Source organism: Chitinivibrionia bacterium (genome assembly GCA_009779925.1).
Taxonomy (GTDB): Bacteria; Fibrobacterota; Chitinivibrionia; order Chitinivibrionales; family Chitinivibrionaceae; genus WRFX01.
In genome coordinates this window covers 75,910-99,231 of sequence record WRAZ01000003.1, presented here as the reverse complement: position 1 = coordinate 99,231, position 23,322 = coordinate 75,910, and the positions used below count along the sequence as shown (strand labels likewise).

Annotated in this window: 16 protein-coding genes and 1 pseudogene; 4 read left to right on the top strand and 13 right to left on the bottom strand. The window is 44.4% G+C overall.

The window, feature by feature from the left end; translation table 11 throughout:
• Positions 1-13: 13 nt before the first annotated feature.
• The 3 genes from FWE23_02335 to FWE23_02325 are packed head-to-tail and all read right to left on the bottom strand — an operon-like array spanning position 14 to position 7,403.
• On the bottom strand, positions 14-2,776 hold the full coding sequence (locus FWE23_02335) for an InlB B-repeat-containing protein (GenBank protein MCL2844274.1): 2,763 nt from the start codon (positions 2,774-2,776) through the stop codon (positions 14-16).
• A gap of 17 nt (positions 2,777-2,793) precedes the next feature.
• On the bottom strand, positions 2,794-3,252 hold the full coding sequence (locus tag FWE23_02330; protein MCL2844273.1) for a hypothetical protein: 459 nt from the start codon (positions 3,250-3,252) through the stop codon (positions 2,794-2,796).
• Positions 3,253-3,263: 11 nt separating this feature from the next.
• Entirely contained in the window at positions 3,264-7,403 is a 4,140-nt protein-coding gene (locus tag FWE23_02325) for a hypothetical protein (GenBank protein MCL2844272.1), read from the bottom strand.
• A gap of 431 nt (positions 7,404-7,834) precedes the next feature.
• Here FWE23_02325 and FWE23_02320 point away from each other — a divergent pair, with 431 nt between their 5' ends.
• On the top strand, positions 7,835-8,215 hold the full coding sequence (locus tag FWE23_02320; protein MCL2844271.1) for a desulfoferrodoxin: 381 nt from the start codon (positions 7,835-7,837) through the stop codon (positions 8,213-8,215).
• 32 nt (positions 8,216-8,247) lie between these two features.
• Here FWE23_02320 and adhE read toward each other — a convergent pair whose 3' ends face one another.
• From adhE to FWE23_02295, 5 genes are all read right to left on the bottom strand, one after another.
• The gene (adhE, locus tag FWE23_02315) at positions 8,248-10,851 is read right to left on the bottom strand and encodes a bifunctional acetaldehyde-CoA/alcohol dehydrogenase (GenBank protein MCL2844270.1); all 2,604 of its coding nucleotides are present in this window, start codon (positions 10,849-10,851) and stop codon (positions 8,248-8,250) included.
• A gap of 190 nt (positions 10,852-11,041) precedes the next feature.
• A complete protein-coding gene (locus FWE23_02310) occupies positions 11,042-11,878 on the bottom strand; it encodes a flagellin FliC (GenBank protein MCL2844269.1) in 837 nt (278 codons plus the stop codon).
• A 171-nt stretch (positions 11,879-12,049) separates the two neighbouring features.
• Positions 12,050-12,385, bottom strand: coding sequence for a nucleotidyltransferase domain-containing protein (locus FWE23_02305; GenBank protein MCL2844268.1), 336 nt, complete (start codon positions 12,383-12,385; stop codon positions 12,050-12,052).
• A gap of 95 nt (positions 12,386-12,480) precedes the next feature.
• Positions 12,481-12,897, bottom strand: a complete 417-nt coding sequence (locus FWE23_02300) for a putative toxin-antitoxin system toxin component, PIN family (GenBank protein ID MCL2844267.1) — start codon at positions 12,895-12,897, stop codon at positions 12,481-12,483.
• Complete coding sequence (locus FWE23_02295) at positions 12,898-13,140, bottom strand: ribbon-helix-helix domain-containing protein (protein MCL2844266.1); 243 nt, start codon at positions 13,138-13,140, stop codon at positions 12,898-12,900.
• A gap of 355 nt (positions 13,141-13,495) precedes the next feature.
• Here FWE23_02295 and FWE23_02290 point away from each other — a divergent pair, with 355 nt between their 5' ends.
• A complete protein-coding gene (locus tag FWE23_02290; protein MCL2844265.1) occupies positions 13,496-14,026 on the top strand; it encodes a nucleotide exchange factor GrpE in 531 nt (176 codons plus the stop codon).
• 79 nt (positions 14,027-14,105) lie between these two features.
• Entirely contained in the window at positions 14,106-16,085 is a 1,980-nt protein-coding gene (gene dnaK, locus FWE23_02285) for a molecular chaperone DnaK (protein ID MCL2844264.1), read from the top strand.
• 250 nt (positions 16,086-16,335) lie between these two features.
• Here dnaK and FWE23_02280 read toward each other — a convergent pair whose 3' ends face one another.
• From FWE23_02280 to FWE23_02260, 5 genes and pseudogenes are all read right to left on the bottom strand, one after another.
• Positions 16,336-17,736, bottom strand: a complete 1,401-nt coding sequence (locus tag FWE23_02280) for a hypothetical protein (protein MCL2844263.1) — start codon at positions 17,734-17,736, stop codon at positions 16,336-16,338.
• A gap of 14 nt (positions 17,737-17,750) precedes the next feature.
• Positions 17,751-18,764, bottom strand: a pseudogene (gene pta, locus FWE23_02275) (phosphate acetyltransferase).
• A 21-nt stretch (positions 18,765-18,785) separates the two neighbouring features.
• Positions 18,786-19,010 carry a NifU family protein gene (locus tag FWE23_02270; GenBank protein ID MCL2844262.1) on the bottom strand — a complete coding sequence of 75 codons (225 nt, stop codon included), beginning with the start codon at positions 19,008-19,010 and terminating at the stop codon, positions 18,786-18,788.
• A 205-nt stretch (positions 19,011-19,215) separates the two neighbouring features.
• Positions 19,216-19,443 (bottom strand): hypothetical protein, encoded by a 228-nt coding sequence (locus FWE23_02265; GenBank protein MCL2844261.1) that lies wholly within the window; start codon positions 19,441-19,443, stop codon positions 19,216-19,218.
• Between the two features lie 384 nt (positions 19,444-19,827).
• The gene (locus tag FWE23_02260; GenBank protein ID MCL2844260.1) at positions 19,828-22,119 is read right to left on the bottom strand and encodes a T9SS type A sorting domain-containing protein; all 2,292 of its coding nucleotides are present in this window, start codon (positions 22,117-22,119) and stop codon (positions 19,828-19,830) included.
• A gap of 143 nt (positions 22,120-22,262) precedes the next feature.
• Here FWE23_02260 and FWE23_02255 point away from each other — a divergent pair, with 143 nt between their 5' ends.
• Positions 22,263-23,297 carry a hypothetical protein gene (locus FWE23_02255; protein MCL2844259.1) on the top strand — a complete coding sequence of 345 codons (1,035 nt, stop codon included), beginning with the start codon at positions 22,263-22,265 and terminating at the stop codon, positions 23,295-23,297.
• The last annotated feature ends 25 nt before the right edge of the window (positions 23,298-23,322 follow it).

Below are 23,322 nucleotides of genomic sequence, written 5' to 3'. Positions count from 1 at the left end.
TTTTCTCTCCTTTTCATCTTCTTACCCCCAATCTTGCGGAATATCGGTATGTTCGACCGCTGATACCCGTCGTTTCGGCGATGATTATGTATGTCCCGTTGGCGACGAATCTGCCGTTGGGGTTGGTTAAATTCCAGACTACGGCATTTTGTAGGGGCGGGGTCTGCCCGCCCAAATCGCCGTTCGTTCTGTTTTCAGGGCGGGCAAACCCCGCCCCTACATCGTTCGCCGTCCATACAACATTCCCCAAATTATCGAAAATTCGCACATTCGCTATCGCGGGTTCGGGGGTGATTATCGAAAATCTTGCGAAATCGGAGACGATTGCGTTTTCGAGCAATATTCCGTATCTTGTATCGATGTTGTTTCTTTCGCGAATAAAGCTTGAGTTTACCGTCCATTTCGCCCAGAATTCCATTTCTCCGTAATTGCCTGCAGGAATTTCGGTTATAGGTTCTCCCAACGCTCGTTCGTTGTCAAACCAGCCGCCGAAAGAGAAACCGAAAGGCAGCAGATTTGCGGCATCGGGAAGAATAAACGCGTTTTTTTCGTCAAAGGGATAGACGCCGTTTTCAAAAATTCCCAGCGTATCATTTAATATTATCGGATAATAAGCGGACGTCCATCTTGCGAAAAGTTTTTTATCGCCGAAATTACCTGTTTTTAAGGTTTTGCCGTCTTCGCACAACCCATCACTGCCGAACCAACCTGCAAATACGCTGTGCGGTCGCTGTGGTATCGGCAGGTTTATGTCCGACGATTCTATGGTAAACGTCATATCTTCCAAAGCATTACCGCCGTTTGTTTCAAAAACGAGCGTGTATTCTATGGGAATCCATCGAGCGTAAATATTTCTTTCGCCCGTAATATTGCCGATATGAGCGCCCAATATATCCACCGCAGTGTAGTAAGTCCGAATATCCCAAACGCTCGACACTCTTTGTATGTTTTCCAACGGTTCTTCCTCAAATTCCGCATTGTCAAACCACCCGCCGAATTCGTAGCCGTCCGCCGAAAGCGCGGGAACAGAAATATTCGAGATTGAATACTGCCAACGCAAAGCATTGATACCCTCAAACAAACTTTGCTCTAAATTCGGCAATAAATCAGGTAATACGCTAAATGCTTTTTCAATCAAAGTTTCGCGGGTTTCTCTGTCAACAACCTCCGCAGTATAGACATTTATATCCGTAGAATCAATAACAATCAGAGCCGAATTATTGCCCATTTCAGCTCTAAGCTCAACAGAAATATTCAGCCGTGAGAAAGGAAGTCCTCTTTCGTCGCGCAGTTGTTCCTCGGGTAAATTAAGATGGAAATTCAACGGAAATTCTATAGGTTCCCAAATAGCCACCAATTCAGCATTACCGACAAGAGCAATATCTATTTTAGTAAATTCCGTTGTTATCGTGTCTCTTTGCTCATTGTCGAAACCTCGACGCAAAACCCGCTCCCAGCCGACAAACTTGTGCCCCTCTCTGGCTTCGGCAGGCGGAGACAGCAAAATTCCCTCGCATTCAACGGTAAAAATTTCGGGATTACCTTCGGGAACGGGAATAAAACTGCGGAGGTCGTGTGAGTTATTTATATTCAAATTTCGCAAACCGGAGTAATATGTAATATCAAACCACCTCGCAACAGGTTTTGCAAAAAGCGAAGTATCGCGAGAAAGCGGTTCCTCGTGATCCCACCTTTTGCCGTTGATGTCGTGCCAGAAATACTCATAAGCATTTGCAGGAAATTCCGATAAAACGGCACCTTTGTCAGTTCTGTTTTCAGCGGTTTCTCTCAAAACGCTTCTTATTATAAATTCGCCGTTTGCGTCATAAAAACGGGTAAAATAGTTTCTGTTGGTATTTACAAATCCCGCGTGTCTGAATTCCTGCACAAGATGTTCGGGAACGTAATAATTGATGTTGTTTTGCCAACTTGGGCAAATCGAACCTAGAACATCACACACAGACAGAAGGCAACGAAAAATCTGCGGCATCTCGGTTATTTCGGGCATAAATACTCTGACACTTCTGTTCAGACGTATTGTATTAAGTCCAACTACTGCAAACTCATCAATATCAAACGCGCGCTCGTCGATTTTTTCTATATCTTTGCCGATAATTATGCTGTCCGCGTGTATGTTTCTAAATGCACCCGCCTTAATGTGTCGGACGGCGGGCAATTCAATTTTACCAAAACCTTGCACACCTCGAAACGCGTCTATTCCTATTACCTCTGCGTATTTAAGACCGTCGTATCTTCGTAAGCGCGGAAGGTTAAGAAACGCCGAATCCGGTACTTCTGTTAACCTGTCGGGATTTACTATTTCCTTGAACTCCACAACTTCCAAATTAGCCAAACCCGCACCCAAAGCAGTTCTCGCAAAAGCCCTTACAGGTAAACGGTGAAGATGGCTCGGTAAAATAATATGCCGCAAATTCGGCGCTTTGTTCTGAAAACTAAATATATGCGTAATGTCGTTATGTTGAAACCCGAAAGAACTGTGGTTAAAATCCGACATATCGATATATACGGCATTACGAAATTGCAAGGTATCAAAAAATTCCCAATCTTGGCAGGGTGGGCAAGGACCCATATTACAACCGTGAGGAAAAAATTGTCCCCAACGTCCTGTCAGCCTTAAAGAATCCTGCGTGTTCAAGAGATGCGCGTGGTTTCTCCAATTTCCTATGAGAGGTTCATTTATTGTCAGAATGACCGCCGAAGCATTTTTCGACAATAAAATTAAGAAAATCGAGCAGAGAAGTACAAAAGATTTCATAAATTACCCCCGTTCCTTTATCTTCTTGCCGTAAGGCGCGGAATAGCAAATCCGAGCTCAGCTGAAAGCCATTCGCTGTCAACCATAGTCAGAGTGTAAGGCTCTGCATCTTCATCGATAGTATAACGACTTTCTCCCACAACCGACGAAACGTGTTGCGATGTCGCCCAAAATCTGAATTCCATCGGAGAAAGCGGGTGTTCGTCAGGCTCGGCGTTTTTAAAAGCGCGCAATACGCCTCTTCCGTCGGGGTGAAAATTAAGTATTACATACAAATTGTATATTTCGCCCGTATCGGGGTCAATATAACTGAAAATCATTACTTCCCAAGTATGCTGAGTAAGCAAAAGATGGGAATAATCGGTTTTGTCGCCCTCTTCGTCGTCGCTACACGCCATAAACAGCAAACACGCCAAAACGGCAATTCCCGCCGTCAATATTTTTACCAAACTGCCTTTGCGATTTTTTTTCGCCATAATATCCTCCTTTATCTTATTTTTCTTTTTCCTGCTGTTAATCTCAGACCTGCGCTTCTTCCGTTAATAGCCGCAACCGCCTCCCCTATTACAAGATAAGTGCCACTGCCTATTATTCTTCCGTTGGGGTTTCTCATATCCCAGAACACGCTTCTGTGTTCGTTTCGTCTGACCACTACATTAGTGTCGAGAAGTTTATTTCCGACAACATCAAAAACTTTAATATTAACGTCGGCGTCGTCGGTGCAAAGCACTATAAATTCCATAAACGGCTCGTATTTCACAGGGTTTCTTGCAAGGAACAATTCAAAAATAAAGTGCTGACGAACAACAATTTCTATATCCGCGACTACGCTGTAATAATTTACGATATCGCTCGGCACAAAGCGCCCCGGGTGAAGCCGCACCCCCTCGTCTCCCACAAGAGTAGAGCCGTCTGCGACCCAAGTCCAGCCGATAGGTAAATCGAACATCGACAAACTGTCGCCGACATAAGCGTAAAACCGAGGAACGACAAATTCGGGTCTTGCTTGAGCTATTTCCCACGCAATATTCGCCGCGGCGGTTTGTCCGTTCGCCCAAATATAATTGGAGTTCAAAGTCGCAGTCGCCATATAACGTCCTGCGTTAATCTCCATATTGTTTTGAAGCGTAAAACCCAATCCGCCGTTCACTCCGATTTTTATTGCTCCGTCATAAACAAGCCCTGTGTTTGCGAGCGGTATATCTATCGGGGCTCTGAGTACTTCGATTTGCGCCGTAAGCGTTAAGGCGTTGTGGTTTCGAGCCGCGGGAATTACAGCCGTTATAGTATATACGCCCGCATTTAAGACAGGTGAAGTCGGCATAACGTTGCTGTAAATCGTCCCCGTGGCGTGCGATGTCCAAGTTATTACGGCGCGCGAGGCGTCATTGGTAAGGCTTGTTATAATGGGCATTTTTTGTTCTTCGCCGTAAGTCCAGCCCTCCGCAAAAATGCCGCCTATTCCCTCGAGCATAGTATTCGGGCATAATATTTGGAAAACGTTTGTCGCTCTAAATTCGTAATACTCCTCGTTTTCGGGAAATATTGCCGTTATTCTGTAAACGCCCATAAGAGTAGGTTGCACACTGCTCTCAGAGTAAACGGTTCCCGAAATTCCGACATACAAGAACGCAACTCCCTCAATTCCGTGTGTCGGCGAAGACACTACGGGTACAGACGCAGTCATTCCCTCTATCCAGTCGTCCAAATGCACCGTTCCCAAGCCTTGACCTTTGGGCGCGGGAAGTATTTCCCAGTCTATATCGAACGGGTCGGTTTTTCCGTCTATCCAAATATAATTGGTGCACAAAGTAGCCGTTGCCGTGTAAGTACCAACGTTGATTGCCGTGTGATTTGTAAGCGTAAAACCAACCCCGTCGTCCACCCCGATTTTTTGCGTGCCGTCAAAAACAAGCGGAGCGTTCGCCTCAGGATAGGCAATGGGGGCTCTTAATATTTCCCAGTTAATACGTCTTATGGTTTCAAAATTGTTATCGTTCCAACGGAAATTCTGCGGGTCGTCGAGTATTGCAACCGCCGTATAAGTTCCCGCGTTAGTCCCCGTGTTGTTAAAAAGCGTAAAGCCTGCTCCTTCATTTACGCCGATTTGCACTTCGCCGTTATAGACAAGCGGAGCGTTTACAGTAGGCAAATTAACCGTCGCCTGCAATATATTCCAAGTAATGCTTACCAGTCCCCCGCTTGCCGCATAATCGGGAATTTCTATTTCATCTAATCCATAAGACGACCTTAATAATGCGGTGGGAGAAGCAAATCTGTCTAAGGTGGTAATATGTCCGTTGCGCAACACCAATCTCTGTGCCGCATTATAGCGCAATGCGCCTGTATGAAGCAGATAATCCACAGTATCCGTCCAAGTTTCAAAGGGATTCCAACGTTCAAAAAGCGGATTGTTAAGGTTAAGCACTGCGGTATAACGTCCGACATTTATTCCCGTACTGTCTTCCGAAACGGTATATTCGTCATTGCTTACTACGGCTGTAATAAGTTCTCCCGTATATACCTTGTCTTCAATAACAGGCGGATGCACATTTCGCCAAATCGTAAAGGTATTTGTAATTTCCGTTGCGGGAAAATCATAACTACTTGAAGACAACGGAGGAAAACGCGCTATTACCATATAAGTTCCCGCCTCTCGCGGTATAACAGGGCTCGGTCCGTATTGCGTAGCGCCGATTCCTTCAAATAGAATTGTATGTTCGAGCCCGCTTGTAAACGGCTGAATATTAGCTCCCGAACCATTGGGAAATTCTGCTTTAGTTGTTATAATTCGGTTTCCTAATCGGTCATTGAGCTCAAAGCCCCGCCAAGAATTCTGGGCGCGCTGATATTCAACAGGCTCTCCTTCGTATCTGTCGCTGACTAAAATCTCGGCAGGAAGATTTCCCGCGGCGCGAACAACCCTTATCGGAATATTTACCCTCTGCGATTCGGCGCTTGTTCTGTTTCCTATGTATCGGACTTGCACACTTGCCGTATAAGTTCCTACATTTAGTCCCATTCTTATCGGTCGGATAGTAAAAGGAATGCTTGCATTCGCTCCAATAACCGCCGAAGCCAAAGGCGGGGCTATAATTTCAAACACGCTTTCTATTCTGTTTCCTCTGTTATCGTACTCGTAAACAACTATACCGTTAAAATTAACTATGCAGTTTGACGATGTCATATTGCTCCAGTCGATAATAACGGGAATTTCGCTGTTATTTCTAAAAGTTATCGGAAGCGCATTAGGTAAACTTGTATATCCGAATACTAAGTCGGCAAACGTCGGTATTTCAATTTCAATATTTATCGGTCTTCTGTCAAAAACAGGAAACCCATCGTTTAGCACCGCCTCAGGTCCGTCCAACCTCCATCTCCACGCACCGTTTATGGCGATAGAAGCCAAATTCAGCGAAACGTCCAAAGGGTTCGGCGGATTAAACGGGTCGGGCGGAATATGAGTACCGAACTGAAAGCTTCTCATTTGCGCGTTAGTCAAAGGTCTAACCCTCGGATCCGCCCCCGCAGGCGACATAAAAGCCGCCCCCAAAGTAGGATTTCGCTCCGCGTTGTATGCGTTGTTGACGGATTCGGGTGTTAAAAAAAGCATTGGGTTAAGATTTGATTCCATCTCATCATCATAACGTGTCCAAGTTGTCGCCGCACCTAAAAAGCCGCCTCTTCTTTGCATAAAGTCATCGCTTACAACGCTTCCTGCCGCATAAGTGTTTTGAATTGTAAGCAGTCTGTTAAATTCGCTATCTACGTAATAAGTTCCTATAAGTCCGCCGACATTTCTACCCCCAACTACTTCTGCGTTTACATAACTGTTTCTTATGACTACCAAGTTGCTTGCCCAACCGATTAAACCGCCTATGCTGATAGGGAGAGAATTTCCATAGACATAGCATCTGCCTCCGACAAATCCGTTTGCACCGACGTTTATTACTTGTAAATTGCTGCCTCCCATACCAACAAGTAAGCCCGCATCGGTTCCAATCACTCTTCCTCTAACTTGAATATTTTGCAAAAGAATACCATACGCGCCGCCTGTAAGCATTGCAAGGTTTCTGTCCCCTATAACAAATCCGCCCAAAACATTCAAATCTTGAATAAAATTGCCGCGAACCTGCCCAAACAAACCACCCTGCCAACGCTGTCTTATTTGCATCTGCTGAACACAAAACAGACCGCTGACAGTAGCCCCGTTTCCATTAAAATTGCCGTGGAAAGAAAAAACGTCATAGCCGACGAAGATGCCGTCGTGGTAGAAAGGAGAGGAAAGATTTATTCCCGAACCTATCGGAGTCCATCGGCGAAGTCCTTGGGTGTTTTCGTCCCAGTTTCTCCAACCGCCTGCAAAGTTTGTGTCATTAAGCACAATATTCGCCATCAGATTTATTGTTCTGCCGCTAAAACTGTTAACCCCCGTATTAACCAAGTCCGCAAGCCCTGCAAGCTGAGCCGCCGTGGTAATGTTATACTCACGAGCGGTTGGATTTGCGTGATACCAACTGACATCAACCGTACCGTTCCAAAAACTTGTCGGCAAAGTCTGCGCGCAGATTGCTAATGCCGCCGACAAAATTAACGTTAATACTTTCGGCGCAAGATTTTTTTTCATCTCGAACTCTCCTTTAATTTATTTAATGAAATTGCTTTTGATTTTTCGATTGTATAAACAGAAACGCCACATATATGTAATATATGTGTTTTATGTAAGTAATAATTTGAGTGAGTACTAAGAGAGAGAGAGAGAGAGAGAGAGAGAGAGTAATTTCGACCTCTCACCGTTGTCAAGTGTTTTTAGATTTTTTCTCGTTTTTTGCAACTTTTGTATCATTTTTTCCCACTGCTCTGTTATGTTAAAATAATAGCAATAGCAAATATAATATTTGGCAGATGAGAAAAGATGTGTGATTCAAACAAATATCCAAATACCGGCTTAACTTCGCACTTTTTTTCACACACACACAATAAAAATACATTTTTTTATGTGGCATATATTATTTTGTTTATATGTATCCTAAAAAATAACGAAAGGAGTTATGGAAAATGGAAAAGCAGAATTTTTATATTTGCAAACATTGCGGTAATATTGCCGTATTGGTTATCAGTTCGGGTGTACCCCTTGTATGTTGCGGCGAAAAAATGAGCGTGATTACCCCAAACACAACAGACGCAAGCCAAGAAAAACACGTGCCTGTCGCAATCAAAGAAGGAGACAAATTAGTCGTAAAAGTAGGCGAAGTCCCGCACCCGATGGAAGAAAAACACTTTATTCAATTTATCTATGTTCAAACCAAAAACGGCGGACAGAAGAAAAATTTGTCGCCGTCGGATGAGCCGACAGCAACGTTTTCTTTCGTCAATGACGAGCCGATTGCAGTTTACGAATATTGCAATCTTCACGGTCTTTGGGTTAAAGAAATATAAAAAAAAGGGGCAAAGAAATTTGCCCCTTTTTTTTATATTTCCTCGCCGTAATATGCTTTTCTGTAAATTTCCTTTAAGTCTTCCACTAACGGATAACGCGGGTTTGCGGTAGTACATTGATCGGAGAAAGCGCGCTCGGCAAGTTCGGGAACTTTTGCAAAAAATTCTTTTTCGTCTATGCCGCAATCTTTTATGCTCATCGGAATATTTAATTGCTTCATTAAATTTTGCACCGCTTTAATAAGCGCTTTCACTTGTTCTTCGCAGTTTTTTCCGCCCAAATTAAGATGTCTTGCAATTTCGGCGTAGCATTTATCCGCCTTATATTCGCCGTATTTGGGGAATATCGGCATTTTTTCGGGCTTTTGCGAATTGTAGGCAATAACGTAAGGCAAAAGCAGTGCGTTTGCGCGCCCGTGCGGAATATGAAACTCTCCGCCCAATTTGTGCGCCAAAGAATGATTTATACCCAAAAACGCATTTGTAAACGCCATACCCGCAATGGCGGAAGCGTTGTGCATTTTTTCACGCGCAAGTTCGTCGGTCTGGTCGGCAAAACTTTTCGGCAAATACTCAAATACCAAATCTATCGCCTTAACTGCAAGTGCGTTTGTGTAGTCCGAAGCCAAAATTGAGACGTACGCCTCAACCGCGTGGGTCAGAACGTCCATTCCCGTGTCGGCAACTATGTGTTTCGGTACACTATCCACAAACTGCGGGTCGATAATCGCAACGTCGGGAGTAAGTTCGTAGTCTGCCAAAGGATATTTTATGTTATTCTTTTTGTCGGTAATAACGGAGAACGCAGTAATTTCCGAGCCTGTTCCCGAAGTCGTGGGAACTGCAACAAATTGCGCCTTTGTTCCCAAATTCGGGAAATGGCACGCCCGTTTACGAATATCCAAAAACTTTAAGCGCAAGCCCTCAAAATCGGTTTCGGGGTGTTCGTAAAAAAGCCACATTCCTTTTGCCGCGTCAATGGGAGAACCGCCGCCCAGCGCAATAATAACGTCGGGCTGAAAAGCGTTCATTGCCGCAACACCGCGCATAATTGTGTCGGTGCAAGGGTCGGGTTCAACGTCAGAAAATATTTCGTAGCGCACACCGTCGTTGCGTTTTTGCAGGTAGTAAAGCGCCTTATCGACAAAGCCGAGTTTAAGAATACCGGGGTCGCACACGATAAACGCGCGTTTAATGTTCGGCATTTTTTCCAAATATTGTATTGAGCCCCTCTCAAAATAAATACGGGGAGGAATTTTAAACCATTGCATATTTGTTCTCCTTTTTGCTACGCGCTTTTTGTTAATAAGATTTACCGCCGAAACGTTTGAAGTCGTGGAATTGCGACCGTAAGACCCGCAACCCAAGGTAAGAGACGGCGTATTTGTATTGTAAATATCGCCGATTGCCCCATGCGAAGACGGCGAATTCAGAATTACGCGCCCGACCTGCATTTCCAAACCGAAACGCTTGCACAAATCCTCGTCGTCGCTGTGAATTACGGCGGAATGTCCCATACCCGACAATGCCAAAACGCGTTTTGCGTAATCGAAACCCTCTTTTTCGTCTTTCACTATAAAATACGCCAAAACAGGCATAAGCGTTTCAAAAGAAAGCGGATATTTCGGCGACGGCTCGGAAAGTTTCGCTATCAAAATTTTGGTTTTCGGCGGAACTTTTATTCCTGCCTGCGCCGCTATCCAATCGGCAGGCTGTCCGACGCAAACGGAATTTACCGAGTGTTTTTCCTTAATATATACAAAATTCGTAAGTTTTTCGGTTTCCGAATCGCTCAAAAAGTAGCAATTATGCTCTTTCATATATTTTTCAAACGCGCCCGAAATCTCGTTATCGACAATAACCGACTGCTCGCTCGCGCAAATCATTCCGTTGTCGAAAGTTTTGGAAATCATAAGGTCGGTGCAAGCGCGATTTAAGTTTGCTTTTTTGTTTATGTAGCAGGGAACGTTCCCCGGACCAACGCCGAGCGCGGGTTTTCCTGCCGAGTATGCGGCTCTCACCATTCCGCCGCCGCCCGTTGCAAGTATGAGCGACACTCCCGAATGGTTCATAAGCGCGTTTGTCGCCTCCAAAGACGGCGTTTCCACCCACTGAATACAGTGTTCGGGAGCGCCTGCCGCGATTGCCGCCTCGTAAACTATCCGCGCCGACTCAGCCGAACACTTTTGCGCGCTCGGATGAAATGCAAATATCACGGGATTGCGGGTTTTAACGCATATAAGCGACTTAAAAAGCGTAGTGGAAGTTGGGTTTGTCACAGGCGTTATCCCCGCGACAATTCCGACGGGCTCGGCGATTTCGATATAGCCTTCAGCTTCGTTTTCGGCGATTATTCCAACCGTTTTTTTATTTTTTATGTCGTGCCAGATATACTCGGTGGCAAAAATATTTTTTATAACTTTGTCTTCCAAAATCCCGCGTTTTGTCTCTTCTATCGCGAGTTTTGCCAAATTAAAATGTTGGTCGAGCCCTGCCAATGTCATTTTGTGGACAATCGCGTCAATCTGCTCTTGCGTCATTTCCATAAATTTTTGCAATGATTTTTCTGCATTTGCAACCAAGCGATTTATCTCTTGTTGCTCCAAGTCAGCCGCTTGGTTTTCATTCTGAGCCATAAACTGAGTACTCCGAAAAAAATTTTAATAATGTTAATTGCAAAATAATAAATGTAGCCGCATATAATATAATAATTAACGGCATTTTAGCCAATATCCGAAAAACGATTGCAAAAGCCCGCTGTTTTCAATAAAAAAGGCGACGAAAAACATTCGCCGCCTTTAACATTTGCCTTTTATTAAGCAACAATTACCTAATCAATCCCAAAATATTATCCGAACTTATCCGATTGAAAACCGAAAAAGTGCTGCTCGCCGCTTGGTTCAAAACCTGTTTGCGCAATAATTCGGCAATTCCCAGAGCCATATCTTGGTCGCGAATTAAAGATTGCGCCGCCGCGGTATTTACTGTTGCAGTTTGCAGGTTGTTTACGGTGTGTTCAAAGCGGTTTGTTGTCGCGCCGATATTTGAACGTTGCTCACCGAGCGATTGCAACGAACCGTCAATAGACGAAAGCGCCGCAGTAGCGCCTGCCGCCGTGCTTATGTCCGCAGTCCCAACTCCCAAACTCGTCGCAGAAATATCTATATGCGGAGTAGTTATACCGTCGTTTGCAGTAGCATTGGGACCAACTTGAATACGCGCATTTCCATCACCCAAACCTTCACCGTTGGTAAGATTTTGTCCGTTGAAATTTGTCGCCTGAGCAACTCTGTCTATTTCTTGGCTAAGTTGCTGAAACTCTCTGTTTAATGACTGACGCTGACTATCGTTAAGCGTTGCATTGCTCGCCTGAATAGCAAGCTCACGCTGACGTTGCAACATATTAGAAGTTTCGTTTGCGGCGCCGTCGGCGATATTCAAAGCGGATATACCGTCGTGCGTATTTCGCGAAGCCATCTTAAAGCCACGCACCTGCGAAAGCAAACCTTCCGAAATCGCAAGCCCCGCCGCGTCATCGCTCGCGCGATTTATACGCTGTCCCGTCGCCAACCTTTCGATTGTATTGCGCAACTGTCTGTTAGTTTGCTCCATAGAGCCCGTAACCATCAGTTGCTTAATTGCTAAGTTATTCCCTACTATCATAAACCACCTCCTTGAAACAAGGTCTATCTTCCCCTATCGTGTTTATCGGCATATTTACAGAAAACTTTAGGGGTGTTTTTATTTTTTCTTGTTTTTACTGCAATTTTCCAACATTTTTCAGATATTCATTTATTTTATCCAAAAAATATTTTGCATTTTCTATTTTTATCTTCATCCATTATACAGCACTTTCCCGTCTTTTGCTACATTTCTGTAAAAATTTGAGTCTCCCAACTTGGCAGAAAAGAAATTATTACTATCCAACATAAGCGAAACATAAATATCATTTTTAAGCCCGACGTTATTTGAAATATTGTGCACCCTCGGACGATACTTCGGTATATTTTCGCGTTCAATATCCGCCAAAACAATAATGTCGATGTCTGATGTCGCGTCATAATCGCCTCTGGCATAAGAACCATAGAGGATAACTTTTTTCAGTTTCTCCCCAAAAACGTCCTTTACTCCCGAAATGACTTCGCTCATAACCTTTTCTTTTACATCCATAATAAACCTCTTGTTTTGCAATGCTCCAAAATAGAAAAATAATATTTGTTTTGTGGCAATGTGGTAAGTTTCGTGATTTTTGTGGTAAAAAAATACTAAAACATAAACTTTTTATTTACTTCTTCCATATAATCTTTTACTGTTATTATTTTCAAACCTCGATATTCTTTCAATACCAACAAATCATTGTCGCCTGTAATCAGATAATTTGCGCCGCTTGTTATTCCGCATTCGATTTTGTCATCATCGTCCTTGTCTCTGCATATTCCCTTTATTTTTCCTGCAATAAAAACTTTTCTCCCAAGGTTTTCTAATGAACAAGCATATCTTTCAATAACATCGGGTGCCGTTTTGAATTTTGGTCTGGACATAACATCAAATAACTCGTTAATTATTTCGTTTGATATGTATAAAGTGTCTATCCCTTCAACAATTCTGTTTATTATTATTTGCGGATTTCCACCCCAATAAAATGCCGAAACGAAAACATTTGTGTCTAAAACTAATTTCATTTACACTCTACATCTTTTGGACTTTTTTATTTCGCCCATAACATCGGCTTCGGAAATTTCCAAGGTCGCGCCGATTTGTTTTCCGATTTTGAATAACCTGCCAAACTCATTTTTACGACTGATATACAGTCTCACCGCTTCTCTGATAAGCTCCGACCTTGTTCTCGCTTCATCGCTGGCGATTTGGTCTATTTGAAATAAAAAATCATTCTTAAAAGATATGTTTACAACGGAAGCAGGCATAAAACCCTCCTAAAATTTACATTTGTAATTACTGATAAAATAATATTTGGGCGAAGGTCGCCATCCTTTTTTTTTCATTTTTGCAAAAAAAGCGTTAATTAAAGATAATATGTTATCCGAACACTGTTTTAACCAGTGATTAAATCAGCGATTAAATCAGTGCTTATTTTTTTTAGAATACAATTTTGTAAGCGACAAAAGCGTTTTCTTTGTCGCAAAACGAAACACCGCAAATTTTCACATTCTTGCAAAAACGCCGATTTTGTTTCATTATGAAACACATTTTGACTTGGCACGGCTTTTGCAAAAGGGTAATCGAAAACGAAAACGCAGAACTCAGAAACGGGAGGAAAGATTGAGCAAAAAGCAGGCAAAAGCAGAAGAGCATATTGAAAATGCGCAAGAGGCGGAATTTGAGGTTAAAGGCAAAGACGAAGAGTTTGCTCTTATGGCTGAAGAACTCGTCGTGCAAAAGGATAAGTATGTTCGCTTAATGGCGGAATTCGACAACTTTAAGAAGCGCACGGCTGCGGAATATTTAAAAATGGTAGAACAGGCAAACAAAGGTCTTATGAACGACCTTATTGACGTAAGCGAAGTGTTCCAAAAAGCGCTTGACCCGAATATCCCGCAGGACGGAGCGGCGTTTAAGGACGGAATTGGTCTTTTGTATGCAAAATACAGCGAAATTCTGGCAAAACACGGCTTGGAAAGTTTCGGTGAAGTAGGCGACGAATTCGACCCCTCGCTTCACGATGCGATGATGAAACAGCCCAGCGATACGATTGACGCAGGAAAAATTTCGGTGATTTTTCAGCGGGGCTACAAACTAAAGAGCAATATAATTCGCCACGCAAAAGTGGTGGTTAGCGACGGAAAACAGTAAAATTAACAAATAAATGTAGTGGCAAAATCCATAAAACTTGCCGACTACAAAACAAACTTTTAAGGAAAAGGAGCAGATTATGGGAAAAATTATCGGAATTGACTTGGGAACGACAAACTCGTGTGTTGCGGTTATGGAAGGCGGAAAGCCCGTTATTATCGCAAACGCGGAAGGCGTAAGAACAACGCCGTCGGTTGTGGCGTTCGCAAAAGACGGACAAAAACTTATCGGAGACATAGCTCGCAGACAAGCGGTTACCAACCCCGAAAACACGATTTATTCGATTAAAAGATTTATGGGACGTCGCCACAACGAGGTAGAATCCGAAGAAAAACTTGTGCCATACAAAATTGTAGGCGGCGCGAGCGACTTGGTAAAGGTAGAGGCAAACGGTCAGCAATTTACACCGCCCGAAGTTTCGGCGATGATTTTGCAAAACCTCAAAGCAAGTGCGGAAGCGTATTTGGGAACAACCGTTAACGAGGCGGTTATCACAGTTCCTGCGTATTTTAACGACGCGCAACGTCAAGCAACAAAAGACGCGGGAAAAATCGCAGGTCTTGACGTAAAAAGAATTGTGAACGAGCCGACAGCGGCAAGCTTGGCTTACGGACTCGACAAAAAGAAAAACGAAACAATCGCGGTTTACGACCTCGGCGGCGGAACTTTCGATATTTCGATTTTGGAAATCGGCGACGGCGTTTTTGAAGTAAAATCGACAAACGGCGACACGCATTTGGGCGGCGACGATTTCGACCAAGTGCTTATCGACTACATCGCAGACGAATTCAAGAAAACGAGCGGTATCGATTTAAGAAACGACAAAATGGCTTTGCAACGCCTTAAAGAAGCGGCGGAAAAGGCGAAAAAAGACCTTTCTGCGGCGACGACGACCCCTGTAAACCTTCCGTTTATTACGGCAGACGCAAGCGGTCCGAAGCACTTGGATTTGACAATAACTCGCGCAAAATTTGAGCAATTAACCGAAAAACTTGTCGAAAGAAGCATTGAGCCCTGCAAAAAAGCAATTAAAGACGCAGGAGTTTCAGTTGATGACATCGACGAAGTTATTTTGGTGGGCGGTTCTACACGTATTCCGAGAGTTCAGGAAAAAGTGAAAGAATTCTTCAAAAAAGAGCTCAACCGTTCAATCAACCCCGACGAAGTTGTGGCGCTCGGCGCGGCAATTCAGGGTGCGATTATCGGCGGCGACGACAGTGTAAAAGACGTTCTTTTGCTCGATGTTACTCCGCTTTCTCTCGGAATTGAGACATTGGGCGGCGTAATGACAAAATTGATTGAGCGCAACACGACTATCCCGAGCAAAAAGAGCCAAGTGTTCTCGACGGCGGCGGATAATCAGCCTGCGGTATCGATTATGGTTTACCAAGGCGAGCGCGAAATGGCACAGCACAACCGCTTGCTCGGAAAGTTCGATTTGAGCGACATTCCGCCTGCACCGCGCGGCGTTCCGCAGATTGAAGTGACATTCGACATCGACTCAAACGGTATTCTGAACGTTTCAGCGAAAGACAAAGGAACGGGCAAAGAGCAGAAGATTAAAATCGAAAGCTCGAGCGGACTGAGCGATACGGACATCGAAAAAATGGTGAAAGACGCAGAAGTAAACGCGGCGGCAGACAAAAAACTGAGAGAAAAAGTCGAAATTAAAAACCAAGGCGAACAGGTGCTTTTCGGCGCAGAAAAAGCGATTAACGAAGTTGGCGAAAAACTTCCCGCAGACGCAAAACAGCCTATAGAAGAAGCTATCGGAAACCTCAAAGCCGCGCTCGAAAGCGACGACAGCGACAAAATTAAAGAAGCAACCGACAAACTTTCTACCGCAATGAGCGCGTTTTATCAGGCGGCGCAAGCGGCAGGTGCGGCGGCAGGAGCAGAGGGCGGCGCGGAAGGCGCGGGAACAACAGATAATTCAGGCGCAGAAAACGCCGACTTTGAAGTTGTTGACGATGAGGCGACAGGTGAAACAAAATCGGCAGGCGACAACGCAGACGCGACCGAAGCTGATTTTGAAGTTGTAGATGACGACGCAAAATAAAAAAAAGGAGGGGTTTGTGCATATTATTAAACCTTTGGTAATCTTTGGATGTATGTTGGCGATTTCTGTATTTGTGTATTTTGTGGGGAAAACCCAATACATAAAAGGCAGTAAAGTGCAGTAATAAAACCAAAAAAGAAAAACGGCGGACAAAAAGTTCGCCGTTTTTCTTGTAGGGGCGTATTGCATACGCCCATTTGTTTGGGTGGTCATTTGTAGTTTTTGGGCGTATGCAATACGCCCCTACAAATCACCGCCGAAATACGTTTCGCGCGCCGCGCCTGACAACACTTCTGCCCATTCTGATTTGCGGATTTTCTATGTTTCCGCTGATAGCGCAGTAAAACAGTCCGCCTGTTTCGCTCATTTCGAGAGAATTTCGCACAAGACGCGTAAGCGTCGGAATAAACTCCCGACTGAATTCTCCGTTAAAATTTTTATATAATCTTCCGTCAAGTCTAAACCAACCGACAGACCTGAAATTCATTATATCGCCGCCTGTTCCCGTCATTTCCGAGAAATTAAACCGACCGTCCGAAAAGGTAAATTCGCCTGCAACCCGCTCAAAGCGCATAGGACAAATGTCAAGCGAAAATCTTCTGACCAAATGCACTCTTTGCAACGGTAATCGAGAGGCAACAACTCGGTTTGCCCAAAAATTTCCGCTTAAATTTACCGCCTCAAATTTAGCGGCTTTGCTATGTGCGATTTCGACTTCAAAGCCCGCTCTGCCCGAAACATTACCCGAAAAAACCGAGTTTTGCCAAAATTGCCCGACATCAATTCGCTCTCCCCTTGCGTTGCCGCCTAAAACGCTGAAATCGTCGAGAGACAAGGAGGCTTGTGCGCTAAAATTTCCGCCGAAAACTTCGCCACTAACATCAAAAAATTCGAGTTTATTGCCGTCGCTTCTCAGTTTAATGTTTATATTTTGCACTTCGGCAATATTCGGCATACTTGCTTTGGCAACTTCTGCGCTCCCGCTGAACGACCTGCGTTTTCTCTGCAAATTTGCCGACACTCCCTCTGCCGAAACGCCTGCTTTGCCTCTTTCCGTAAAACGAACGGATGCGTTTTGTAGTCTTTTTTCGTTAATCAAACCTAATTCTGCCAGTGCGACAAACGCTTCACCGATAAGTTCGACAGGTTTGTCGTAAATTTCCATAAAAATGTCGCGGGAGGGTTGTTCTTCGTTATTTTTTTGCCCTAAAATCTTAAGTCCCAAACGAATTACGTTGCCGCGAATATCTACACGAGATACTTCGACGACATAATGCTCGCGCGCGTTTCGGCGTTTGTAAACGTAAACATTTTCGACGCGCACCGTCCCGCCCAAAACGCTGACGGACACTTTTTCTACGGAAACGCTGTCTGCTCCCGCTTCTTTAAGAATATTTTCGACAATACCGTTAAACGACTTGAAAGTGAAAGGAATAAATCCCGCTGAAACAACTAAAAAAAAGAAAAGCGCGACAAGCAAAAGAAACAGTTTTTTATATCTGTAAAAATTGCTTGTCCGCAACAAATTATGCAGTGATTTCAATCGCGATTTTATCTTCGGCGTTATCCAAAAATAAAAAGAAGTCGCCAAAGAAACCAACCGCGAATACAAGAAAATCAGCCGCTCTTTGACAACTTCTATTTTTTTCATAAGTCCCTGAAAAATTACAGCGCCTGACAAACAGTTATTGCCGCAACGCCGAAAATATCGTCCGCCGTGCAACCGCGTGAAAGGTCGTTTACGGGTTTTGCAAGTCCCTGCAAAATAGGTCCGTAAGCGTCCGCGCCTGCAAGACGTTGGGTGATTTTGTAGCAGATATTTCCTGCGTTCAGGTCGGGGAAAATTAAAATATTCGCATCACCTGCAATTGCGCTGTTCGGCGATTTGCTTTTTGCAACGCTCGGAACAAGCGCCGAGTCTGCCTGCAATTCGCCGTCAACGATAATGTCGAGATTTTCCGCGGCGACTTTCTCTTTTGTTAGAGCGGTCGCCTTAATTATTTTGTCGAGCATTTCGTGTTTTGCACTGCCGAAAGTCGAAAACGCCAAAAACGCAATTTTCGGGGTTTTGCCGATAAGCGCGCGATACGTCTGCGCCGTCGCCATTGCAATATCCACCAATTCTTCGGCGTTGGGATTTGGATTTACTCCGCAGTCGGCGTAAAGCAAAACGCTGTCGCCCGCGGGGGTCGGAGTCTTTAAGTCCATAACAAAGCACGAACTTCCGATTTTTATCCCCTTTGCCGTTCCCAAAACCTGAAAAGAAGCCCGAAGCATATCCGGGGTTCAGGCGATACTTCCTGCGACAAGTCCGTCCACGACGCCTTTTTTTGTCATCATATTTGCGAAATACAATCTGTCCGACATCACCTTTTTTGCGTCATATTCGCTTATCGGTTTGCCTTTTGCCGCGCGCGCTTCGCAATATTCTTTAACGAAGTCCGCCAACATTTCGCTTTTTGCAGGGTCGATTGTTTTGAATTTTAAAGACGAAATTCCTGCTTCAGCGCAAGATTTTTTAATTTCTTCGTCCGTTCCCAAGACATACACTTCTTTTGCAACGCCTTTTGCCAAAATTTCTTCGGCGGCTTTTACTACACGCTGGTCTTGTCCTTCGGGTAAAACCAATTTTTTGTTTGCCGCGCGCGCTTTTTCTACTAACTGCTCAATTATTGCCATAAAACAACCCCTTCGTGTTAATTAAACTGCTACAACTCCCGTTATTTCGGGCACAACTTCTCTGATTGCCGCTTCTACTACGTTTTTAAGCGTCATTTTTGCGCCTTGGCAACCACCGCAACGTCCCTGAAGCTGAACGCTTACAATCCCGTTAAGATAAGATACAAATTGCACATCGCCGCCGTGAGACTGCAAATGCAAAGCCGCTCTCTCAATCGCTTCCTTAATTTTTTCTACATCTGTCATCCTAAAAAACTCCTTACTTTTGTTTTTAGTTAAAAAAAGCGAGAGTGAAGAACTCTCCCCCGCCTACTATATTGTTAAACGGGCTTTAAACCTGTCCACCGTTCAAATATCCCTCTACGCTCCAACTGTTCGCCAATGAGGATAAAAGCCGCTAAAACCGCACCAAACACCATAAAAGGTATTCCGAATGTTTGTAATGCCTCCATTATTTACCACCTTTTGAAAAAATTGTTCCTAATAACAAAAACACTGCCATAAAAATAAAGCCGAGTTTTGTATCCCACTCGTCCGACAATACCATCGCCGCAAGAAACACAAGCACGCTGTTAAAAAACAAACTGCTGTAATCGCTACGCCTTGCCTCTAAGTATTGCCAAGCACGTAATACGCAACGACCTGTAAATTGTATGAGCCATAAAAAAAATGCTTTCATAATATCTCGCTTTCTATTACAGAATAAAATACGTTCCGCCGACATCGATTATCATAAAAACAATAACTTACCCTAAAAAAACAAGTTCGGTCTTGCGTAGAGATTTGGAGAAAAGGTATTTTAACTAAGGAGGTAAATAATGGAAACAATGTTAATTATGGGTGGCGGCGCGGCGGCAGTTGGCTTGTTTGGAGCTATTTGCGTTTGGATTGGCGATAACCGCGAAAAACGGTGCGAGAAAACCGCTTAATTTAACAAACATTCAAATTAGGCAGGAGCTTTCGCTCTTGCTTCTTTCAACAATCGATAAACGAAAAGAAACATTAAATATAAAAAAACGGACTGCGCAAATGCGCAATCCGTTAAAAGTTGCTGTTCGCCCTCTTATCTGTAATTCATATTGTCGCAATGAAGTTCGCTGACAGGCGGAACAGGCAAGCCCAATATTCGCGAAAACTCTCTGAAATGGTCAATTCTGTTTCGCACTCTATAGTCGCACATTGAACTATTAGCAGGACATCCCGGAAGAGTGCCAGTGTTGCCCGCTCTCCACGCTCCTGCACACTCTAAACCGCCGTTGATAGTCGCGATAGTCCAGCCAAATCTGCTTACGGGAGTTCCGTCGGGACGCGCTCTGCCTTGGTCTATGTCTCTTTGCGTTGCCTGAAAATCCGAACGGTATAATTGATGAGGAGCGTGCCTAAGTCCCTGCGGGGTCATCCAAAACCAAATCGCGCTTGCAAAAGCCATTGCGCCTGCTTCCATACCTTCTCGTCTATAAGTCAGAAGCAGTTCGGGATTATCTAATAAAATATTTTGGTCTGCAAAGAAAAACATACTAAACTGTCCATAATTTACAGGGTGAGTTAATTGAAGCGGTCCTCTGCCGTGATATGATGCCGTCGGAACTCTCGTTGATGCGGGAAAAGTTGGTCCACGACCAGGGATATTTGGTCCCAGGAATTCAGTCCGATAACCAGCGGAAGTTGCGTGATAGTCTATTTCCTCAAGCTCAAATAAGCCCCAGAGATAATTACCAATACCTCTTTCAGCACCGCCTGTTTCTTGCGCAACGTTAGCAAAAAATGCCGCAAGTTCTGTTCTTCTGTCGTTAAAAGAACCTGCGTTTACAAAATCAGAATAATCAAGTATTCCCAAATCAGCTGTTTGATTGAAATTAGGACTGGTTCTATCATCGTGATAAAAATCGAATGCTATCGTTTGTATCGTTCTTGTTTCTTGTGTCCTTCTGTTTGTCCACGTAAGTCGATACCCAGCTTCAGGTATCGTACCATCGTGTCTGCGCGCATATTCCTTGCGAACATAAACTTCGCCCATTAAGGAAATCGCCGCAAGAAATGCATCGTAAGAATAAAAATCATAGTTGCCGTCTTTAGGGTGAGGTGGTGTGCTTGGATTATCAATGCAAGCTCTGGTTGCCTGCATACCTACGTGATGAGTGCAAAATCCACGTCCGAAACCAAAACGAAAAGGAAACATATTCTCATATTCTTGTTTGGTGAATATATCCGCAAGTTGCGCGCCCAAAAGTGATACAAAAACGCGTTCGCTCACTTCGCCGCTTCTTGCCGAAACTTGCACTACCGTGTCGGTAATTTGGCTTCGATGTTCGCCGCGATGTCTGAAGCGAAAAGTAAACGCCGCCTGCGACCGCGCCTGCCTGCATATTTCCGCCCTATCCGACCTCGTAGCGGGCGTTTCACCTGTATTGAATACCCCCCCCCCCGACAACTGTACGGACACGCGTAAATCGCCGCCGTTATGAATAAATCTTTGTGTGAAATTCGCGCCGTTAGCACCTCTTGCATTCAGAAAATACACGCCTGCGGCGATGTTTGAAGCGTTAATATTTGCTTGATTTACCTCTCCCAATCTTTGGCTCGAAATCACTCTCCCGTTTACCGACACAATACGAACTTCACTGTTTCTGAAATCATTTGACGAAAGAGCTAACGAATGCTGTCCGTGCCGCGAAACAAAACGAGCGGGCGCCGCATTTCTTCTTGTCTGATTTTGTCCGATTGATACAGTGCCGCCAAGCGAAATAGCCAAAGTATCCAATGTTCTGCGAGGAATTTGAATTGTTGCTGTGGGAACGCCGTTATGAGAAATTTCAAGTTCTACATCTACAAGCGAAAAAACGGGAATAAACACACTGTCGGCAGGGAGTGTCCCGAACGGAAGATTTATTGACATAGCGCCAAATTCCAATTCGTCAATACGAGCTTCCCGCCAGCTTGCTTCCCACGTGTTGGCTGGCGACTGTCCCGGAACGCTTGTCTGAGGCACCCAGCCGGCAACGGTGCTTATCCAATTTCTACCGTTATGCGATACCCTGTGAAATACAGCTCCGCTATATGCCCGATTTTCCCAAGGCGAGAATGGAATAACTATCTGATTTAAAGTCATTGTTCCGTTAAAATCATTAAATCTTGAATTTTGCGACACCGCCGAAACCTGCAAATTGGTTTGCAAACTTACTCCCGCAAGAGTAATATTCTGCGCCACCCCGCCGACTGTGTTTACCGTAATGGGAGCAGAGCCGCCCGTAATATTAACCCGCGCATTAACGTTTGTTATAAGCGGAAAAGTCAGTGCAAAAGCAAACTGCACCAAGACAGCCAATAGTATTAAAAATTTGAAGTTTAATCGCATAGAAATTCCTCCCTGCTTTTTTATTTTTTGTTTCGTAATTCCTCCCCTAAATTTACTCCATTTTTCGCAATTTTGCTTGTTTTTCTGCAATAGCCCCCTAACAAAATATTATTTTCGAACCAAAACCAACAACGGAGCATAAAATGAAAGCAAAAATAAAAATATCGGCGGTAGTCGCAACGGCAACAATTTTCTTAACTGCAATTTCTGCATTCGCTCGGGAATTTTTACCGATAGCCTCCATTCACGAGGGCGGCTCAATAGCAAATGCAACTTTTTTTAACGCAGGTGCGGCGCTTCCGGCTACTCCGAGTTCTATGTCGCTGAACCCTGCGCTTCCTGCCGCTTGGCATTTTTTCACACACAACAGGATGTCGGCTTTCGGGATTTATCACCGCGAGCGAAACGACGATTTTTTTAACGCGGGCGGCGGAGGGTCGCTTGCCTTGGGGATGGGGCAATATTTCGGCGTAGAATACAATTTAAGAAGAATTAACGACGATAACGGCGACATTGTTAATCGCGCAACTTTCGCTTACGGAATGCTCATAGACCAAACCGACGACGACGCGCTTTTTTGGGGCGTAAACGTCTCGTATTTCAATTCTCGGAAAACGGTACTCCGCCCTGCTTTGCAAGAAACCGACGAATACAGAGAAGTCTTTGTAAGAGACAATATTTTCGCCGCCGACCTCGGTTTTTATCAGGCTGGAAGCGGCGAAGGGCTTTCGTGGGCTATTGTTTTGGAAAACATTTTCGGATATTGGCACAACGATTTCGGCGGCGACATATCGAGCGGTGTTCTCAGTAAAAGGTACAATTCGTTTTTGCTCGGCACCTGTTTGTCCGCTCCCATTACACACAACGTTCTTTTACTTGTTCCGCTCGACGTGCGTTTTTGGGGATTTATGAACAAACCCTTGCGAAGAAGCACAAATTTAAGGTATCGCACGGAAGTCCACAGCGGCTTGGAGTTGCAAATAGGCGGAATGCTCGCAGGTCGTCTCGGCTGGGCTTGGATACCCGAACAATACACCACCGACGAACACGGACAACTGAATTTCAGCGGCTGGGATAACCGCTTCAACGGCGGCTTCGGCGTAAATTGGCATATATTCGGCGTGGATATGCTTTTTGCAAGAAATACTTGGGGTATCGGAGTTTCGATGTTTCTATAACGGGCAACGGTCGCCTCCCGTTTTA

Bases quoted from the DNA above. Each gene is read 5' to 3' on its own strand.
- FWE23_02280 (MCL2844263.1), bottom strand. From the start codon at position 17,736: ATGAAAAAAATAGAAGTTGTCAAAGAGCGGCTGATTTTCTTGTATTCG.
- FWE23_02325 (MCL2844272.1), bottom strand. From the start codon at position 7,403: ATGAAAAAAAATCTTGCGCCGAAAGTATTAACGTTAATTTTGTCGGCG.
- FWE23_02260 (MCL2844260.1), bottom strand. From the start codon at position 22,119: ATGCGATTAAACTTCAAATTTTTAATACTATTGGCTGTCTTGGTGCAG.
- FWE23_02335 (MCL2844274.1), bottom strand. From the start codon at position 2,776: ATGAAATCTTTTGTACTTCTCTGCTCGATTTTCTTAATTTTATTGTCG.
- FWE23_02310 (MCL2844269.1), bottom strand. From the start codon at position 11,878: ATGATAGTAGGGAATAACTTAGCAATTAAGCAACTGATGGTTACGGGC.
- FWE23_02255 (MCL2844259.1), top strand. From the start codon at position 22,263: ATGAAAGCAAAAATAAAAATATCGGCGGTAGTCGCAACGGCAACAATT.
- adhE (MCL2844270.1), bottom strand. From the start codon at position 10,851: ATGGCTCAGAATGAAAACCAAGCGGCTGACTTGGAGCAACAAGAGATA.
- FWE23_02300 (MCL2844267.1), bottom strand. From the start codon at position 12,897: ATGAAATTAGTTTTAGACACAAATGTTTTCGTTTCGGCATTTTATTGG.
- FWE23_02295 (MCL2844266.1), bottom strand. From the start codon at position 13,140: ATGCCTGCTTCCGTTGTAAACATATCTTTTAAGAATGATTTTTTATTT.
- FWE23_02305 (MCL2844268.1), bottom strand. From the start codon at position 12,385: ATGGATGTAAAAGAAAAGGTTATGAGCGAAGTCATTTCGGGAGTAAAG.
- dnaK (MCL2844264.1), top strand. From the start codon at position 14,106: ATGGGAAAAATTATCGGAATTGACTTGGGAACGACAAACTCGTGTGTT.
- FWE23_02265 (MCL2844261.1), bottom strand. From the start codon at position 19,443: ATGAAAGCATTTTTTTTATGGCTCATACAATTTACAGGTCGTTGCGTA.
- FWE23_02320 (MCL2844271.1), top strand. From the start codon at position 7,835: ATGGAAAAGCAGAATTTTTATATTTGCAAACATTGCGGTAATATTGCC.
- FWE23_02330 (MCL2844273.1), bottom strand. From the start codon at position 3,252: ATGGCGAAAAAAAATCGCAAAGGCAGTTTGGTAAAAATATTGACGGCG.
- FWE23_02270 (MCL2844262.1), bottom strand. From the start codon at position 19,010: ATGACAGATGTAGAAAAAATTAAGGAAGCGATTGAGAGAGCGGCTTTG.